Annotated in this window: 3 protein-coding genes and 1 pseudogene; 3 read left to right on the top strand and 1 reads right to left on the bottom strand. The window is 73.5% G+C overall.

Going from position 1 to position 6,270, the window contains the following annotated elements; genetic code table 11:
- The first annotated feature begins 337 nt into the window (after positions 1-337).
- On the top strand, positions 338-2,119 hold the full coding sequence (gene treZ, locus AC08OQ_RS16840) for a malto-oligosyltrehalose trehalohydrolase (RefSeq protein WP_476600944.1): 1,782 nt from the start codon (positions 338-340) through the stop codon (positions 2,117-2,119).
- A 304-nt stretch (positions 2,120-2,423) separates the two neighbouring features.
- Here treZ and zapE read toward each other — a convergent pair whose 3' ends face one another.
- Entirely contained in the window at positions 2,424-3,548 is a 1,125-nt protein-coding gene (zapE, locus tag AC08OQ_RS16835) for a cell division protein ZapE (RefSeq protein ID WP_476600946.1), read from the bottom strand.
- A gap of 140 nt (positions 3,549-3,688) precedes the next feature.
- Between zapE and AC08OQ_RS16830 the strand changes: the two genes are divergently transcribed.
- Positions 3,689-4,483: a pyrimidine reductase family protein gene (locus AC08OQ_RS16830; RefSeq protein ID WP_462188058.1), complete on the top strand. Its 795-nt coding sequence runs from the start codon at positions 3,689-3,691 to the stop codon at positions 4,481-4,483.
- 127 nt (positions 4,484-4,610) lie between these two features.
- Positions 4,611-6,270: pseudogene (locus tag AC08OQ_RS16825) on the top strand (hypothetical protein); the annotation flags it as partial.

The raw sequence follows: 6,270 nt of genomic DNA, 5'->3' as shown, positions 1-6,270 counted from the left end.
CTGTAGAGCTGTTGCGATCCCTCGTAGGGGCGATGAGGACCCGAAAATCAACGCGCAGGTGGGACGGCGTGTCGTAGGCCCGGCGGAGGGGCGGGACTGCAGCGAACCTCCGGTCGAACATCACGACGGCGAAATCATGGCATAACGGTGCCATCCGATCAAGATACGGAGGCATCGCACGGCGGTTGCCCTCCCTCCGGTCGGACTACCTCGCTGCCATCTCGGTGCCATCCGGCTCGGCATGCCGGGCAGCCGGGCGCCTTCGGCCGGGGACCGATGTCGTCACCATTGTCGCCGTCACGGCGTGTCCGACGGCTCTGACAGGTAGACAAGACCGATGAGCACCCTCCGGCTGTGGGCCCCTGAGGCGAAGACGGTCAGCCTGGTCGTGGCGGGCTCCGCCGGCGACTCGACGCACGAGATGACCGCCGGGAAACGGGGGTGGTGGTGGGTCAACGTCCCGTCCGCGAAGCATGGCACGGACTACGCCTTCCTGCTCGACGGCGGCAGCGAGGAGCTGCCCGACCCCCGATCGGCCCGGCAACCGGGGCCGCTGGGGGTTCACGGCCGGTCGCGGCTGGTTGACCACTCGGCCTTCCCCTGGACCGACGGGACCTGGCGGGGCATCGCGCTGGCCGGCAGCGTGCTCTACGAGCTGCACGTCGGGACGTTCACCCCGGAGGGCACCTTCGACGCGGCCATCGGCAAGCTCGACCATCTCGTCGAACTCGGCATCGACGCCGTCGAACTGCTGCCGGTCAACGCCTTCCCGGGCCGGCACGGCTGGGGCTACGACGGCGTCGGTCTGTACGCGGTGCACGAACCCTACGGCGGCCCGGACGGGCTCAAGCGCTTCGTCGACGCCGCGCACGCTCGCGGCCTCGGCGTGATCATGGATGTCGTCTACAACCATCTCGGCCCGGACGGCAACTACCTCGGCCGCTTCGGCCCCTACTTCACCGACCGCTACAGCACTCCGTGGGGCCCCGCGGTCAACCTCGACGCCCCCGGCTCCGACGAGGTCCGCGCGTTCATCATCGACAGCGCCCTGTCCTGGCTGCGCGACTACCACTGCGACGGGCTGCGTCTCGACGCCGTCCACGCCTTTCAGGACAGCCGGGCCCTGCACCTGCTGGAGGAGATCGCCGAGGCGGTCCACCGGCTCGGCGCCCAGCTGCGCCGCCCGCTGTTCGCCGTCGCCGAGTCGGACCTCAACGACCCGAAGCTGGTCGCCGCACCCGAGGCCGGCGGGTACGGCCTGGACGGGCAGTGGTGCGACGACATCCATCACGCGCTGTGGGCAACCCTGTCCGGCGAACGGCAGGGGTACTACGGGGACTTCGGTTCGATCTCGACCCTCGCCCACGCGCTGACCAGTGGATTCGTCCACGACGGCGGCTACTCGACGTTCCGCGGGCGCTCCCACGGCCGGCCGATCCCCCCGACCACGCCCGCCTACCGGCTCGTCACCTTCCTGCAGAACCACGACCAGATCGGCAACCGGGCCGCCGGCGACCGGGCGTCTGCCACGCTCAGCGACGGCCTGCTCCGGATCGGTGCGGCCCTGCTGCTCACCTCGGCGGTCACCCCGATGCTGTTCATGGGCGAGGAGTGGGGTGCCCGCACCCCCTGGCAGTACTTCACCGACCACACCGCCCCCGGGCTGGGGGACGCGGTGCGGGAGGGCCGGCGCGCCGAGTTCGCCGCCCACGGCTGGGAGCCGCAGGACGTTCCCGATCCCCAGGACCCGGCGACCTTCCAGCAGTCGAAACTCGACTGGTCCGAACCGGGCTGGGAGGGTCACTCCGACCTGCTGGACTGGCACCGCCGGCTGATCGCGCTGCGTCGCCGGCTGCCGGCGCTGACCGACCCGGCGTGGTCCTCGGTCGCGTGCACCTTCGACGAGGAGGCCCGCTGGCTGGTGGTCCGTCGCGGCGACGTGGCGATCGTCGTGAACCTGGCCGCCGAACGACAGGCCGTCCCCCTCGACGGCGTCCCGTTCGACGCCCCGGCCGCATCCGCCCACGGGTTCACCTACATGCCGGGACGGGTGGAACTCGACGGCGAGTCGGTCGTGATCATCCGCCTGCTCCCCCCAGCCGAGCCGACCGCCGGCTGACCCGTCAGCGCACCGAGCGCACCAGCCATCCGCGCACCAGCCGTCAGCGCCGGGTGTGGTCCCTGGACAGCACGAAATAGAGCCCGCCCAGCACCGCCAGCCCCACCAACAACACCATGACGAGCAGCACGACGTAGGTTCCCATGCACCCATGGTCGCAGGCCCCGGCACGACCGCCAGCGGGTCACCCACGCCCGGAACGGCGAACAGATACTCCGGCAGGTCCGGCGTCCGGACCGCCGGCTCCGACACCCCACTCGGGTGCGGCGGCCGCACGTTCGGGCCGCGCGCCCGGCCTGGTGCGTCAGCCGGGCAGCATCCTGGCGACGCGGCCCGCGGTGCCGTTCCCCGCCGCGGCGTCCCGGGCCAGCGCGCTCAGCCGGGACATGGCCCGCTGGTACTTCTTGCGGTGCGGCCCGGCGAGCAGCTCCGCTCCGAACAGCTCCCCGAAGGGCACGCCGGAGGCCACGACCGGGACCGACCGGTCGTAGAGCCGGTCGGCGAGGACCACGACCCGCAACGCCACCGCCTGATCCTCGACCGGCGCGACCCGGTGCAGGCAGACCAGGGTGACCCCGGCCACGAGCGCGCCGTACCGGGAGGGGTGCAGTCCGGCGAGATGCTCGCACAGCGCGGCGAATCCGTCCTCGGTCGCCCCCTCCTCGGCAGCCGCCCGCGCGCCGACCTCATCGTCAGTACACGGCGGGGGCGCGGCCGGAAGACCCCGGTGCCGGTAGTCCTCCCCGTCCACCCGGAGGATGTCGAACCTGGCCGCCAGACCCTGGATCTCACGGCGGAAGTCGGCGGCGGCGAACCGACCGGCACCGAGGTCCTCCGGCTGGGTGTTGCTCGTCGCGGCCAGGTGGACACCGGCCTCGACGAGCCGGGTCAGCAGGCTGGACACCAGCACCGTGTCGCCGGGATCGTCGAGCTCGAACTCGTCGATCGCGACCAGGCGCAGGCCCGCGAGAGCCTGCGCGGTCGCGGCGAATCCCAACGCGCCGACCAGGGAGGTCAGTTCGACGAACGTGCCGTACGCCTTCGGGCCGGGCACGGCGTGCCACAGCGAGGCGAGCAGGTGGGTCTTGCCGACACCGAAGCCGCCGTCGAGGTACACCCCCGGCCGCATTCCGGACGGACCCGGCGCCCCCGCCCCCCGGGTCAGGAGCCCGAACAGGCCGCCCTTCCCGGAACGGCCCGCATGCCCGGAACGGCTGGAACGATCTGAACGGCTGGACCGCCCGGAGGAGGCGGTCAACCGGTCGGCGAAGGCGGACAGCGCCATGACCGCGGCGGCCTGGCTCGGCTCGGCCGGATCGGGCAGGTAGCCGGCGAACCGGACCGCGTCGAACCGGGGCGGCGGGACAAGCGCCGCGACCAGGTCCCCGGGTGGCACAATCGGCCGGCGATCGACGAGACGCTGCGCCACCCGCCCAGCGTACGGAGACGCCCGTACCCGTCGCCCCGGCCGGCGGTATCGCGGCCGACGTCACAACGCATGGGTTCGCCGCCGACCTGGGTTCGCCGCCGATCGGATGACCAGCACCGTCGCCCGTTACAGTCGGCCCGGTGCGGCGCATCTTCCCGGTTCCACCCCCGTTCGCCGGTTCCGCGGGGGCCGCCGGGCTCGCGAGGAAGGCCGAGGAGGCCGTCGAGGACATCGAGGACATCGATCTCGACGAGGCGTACGCCTACCCCTCGTCCGCCGCGCACACCCCCTACATCCGGGCGAACTTCGTGGCCTCGGTCGATGGGGCCGCCGAGGTGGGCGGCCGCTCGGGCCCCCTGGGCGGGGAGGCCGACCTGCGGGTCTTCCGGTTGCTGCGCTGGCTCAGCGACGTGGTGCTGGTCGGTGCCGGGACCGCCCGGACGGAGAACTACGGGCCGGTGGTCATCCCGCCCGAACGGCGGGAGCGGCGCGTCGCCGCGGGGCTCGCGGCGGTGCCCCCGATCGCGGTCGTGACCGCGACGGCGGGCTTCGACCCGGGTGCCCGGCTGTTCAGCGGGGAGATCCGACCGGTGCTACTGACCTGCGAGACCGCACCCCTCGACCGGCGTCGGCGGCTGGCGGCGGTCGCCGACATCGCGATCTGCGGCGGCAGCGCCGTTGAACCCGACCTCGCCGTCCGGGCCCTGGCGGAACGGGGAATGACCCGCATCCTCACCGAGGGCGGTCCGCTGCTGCACTCCCAGCTCGCCGCGGCGGGCCTCCTCTACGAGCTGTGCCTGACGATCACCCCGGTACTGGCCGGGCCGGGCCGGCTCGGGATCATGAAAGGCGAGCCGTGGCCGGCACCGGCCGCGCTCACCCTGACCCAGATCCTCGCCGAGGACGACGTCCTGTTCCTGCGTTACCGGCGCTGAACCGGCGTTACCGGCGCTGGCCCGGCACCGGCGTCATCCACAGTCGCGTCGCCGCGCGGGCGCGGGCGGGCGGGCCGCTGTTAGCGTCGCCACCGGTGAACCTGATCACGATCTGGGTGGTGTGCGCATGACGGTGCCCGAGGGACGTCGCGCGACGGTGGCCGTCGCCTTGGCCCAGGCCCGGCGTGCCCGGCTGGACGTGGCCGCCGCGCTGGAGCGGATCTCGGCGGTCGGCGCCGAGGCCTGGGAGGGTCGTCAGGCCGAGATCTGGCAGCGCCGGATGCGGCCGGCTCGCGGCGGAGGCGGCCATGGCCCTCGATCGGTGCGTGCAGGCCTGCGAGACAGCGTTGCAGGTCCGCGGGACAGCGTTCGTTGCGGCAGGCCCCGGCGGGCCGATGTCCCCCGTCCGATCGGCGGGCCCCGGCGGGCCGCGGAAGGTCGGCTGACGCGCATGCCCGGACCAAGCGACCGGGTGCTCGTCGACCCCGATCGGATGCGTGTGCTGGTGTCCAGCGTGACCGAGGCCGGGGAGCTGCTGCGCTCCTGGTCTCGCGCCCTCGCCGCGGCGTTGGCGGATGCCGGGCTGCCGCTCGACCCGGCGGAACGGCTCGGCGCGCTGGAGGACGAAGCCGAGGCCGAGGTCACCATGCTGCGGCGCCGGCTGCGCCTCGCCGAGGGCGTCGACGACGGGATCGGCATCACGGTCAGGCCGACGTCCGCCCCGATTCGGCAGCCGGTGCCCCGCGAGGCGCCGGGCATTCCCGGTACCTCCGAGGCGCTCCGCACCTTCGAGCAGGCCGTGGCCGCCGGACGGGCGTTGGCGCACTCGCTGCGGGGGGACGGGCCGGGCCGGCACGGATCAGGCCAGGGCGGAACGGGCAGAGGCGGAACGGGCAGAGGCGAATCAGGGCTGGGCAGAATGGGTGGAACGGGTGGAAACAACTCGGACATGGTCACCCCGCGTGACGCGCTGACCGTGCTGCGGTCCCGGATGAACGATCCGGACTTCGTCCTGGGCTTTCACGACGCGCTGGGACCCGACGGGCTCGCGCGGCTGCTCTACCGGGTGGAGGGACTGTCGCGGGGGCCGATGGTCCACCGTCCACCCGAACCGCTCGGCTTCGACCGGCGGGAGGCGGAACGGATCCTCGGCACCACCCTGGCCTCCTACAGCCACCGGCGAACTCTCGACGCCGCCTGGCTCGGCCGGTTCAACACCGCTGGGAGGACCGACACGGCCGAGACGGTCCTGCTGACCCCCCTGCTCGCCTCGGCCCGCCTCGACAGCGCGCTGCTGGACCGGCTGGGCCGGATGGCCTTCGGGCCGGGTGACCGACCGGGTAGCGGGCCGGGTAAGGGGCCGGGTGACGCCGCGGCCGCCCCGTCGGCGCCGCACGACGTCGGCCTGCTCGCCCCCGCCGCAGCCGGGCTCACGAGCCGGGGCCGACCGACCGTCACCGACTACCAGGGGGTGCTGCTGGACGCCATCGCCGCGGCCCCGGCGCTGGCCGCCCGGTTCGCGGCGGACCACATCGACACCATCCTGCGCGGCGCGGCCGTGCTCGCCCTTCCGCTGCCGGTGGATCTCGCGACGGCCCGATCCCTGGAAGATGCCTGGATCCGGCTGGTGGCCGCGGCGGGAAGCCAGGAGAGCCGCCGTGCCGATCCGCGGGCCTCGGCCTCGTTCGTCTCCCGGCTGGCCGGGGCCGTGCAAGCGACCGGTGATCGGCCGTTGCTCCTCCGGCTGCGGGCGGCCCTCGTCCCGGCGCTACGGACCTATCGGGACG

This window comes from Frankia sp. CcCS3 (assembly GCF_977927575.1).
Note: the sequence above shows the minus strand (reverse complement) of the source record. Positions and strands in the feature narration are given on the sequence as shown.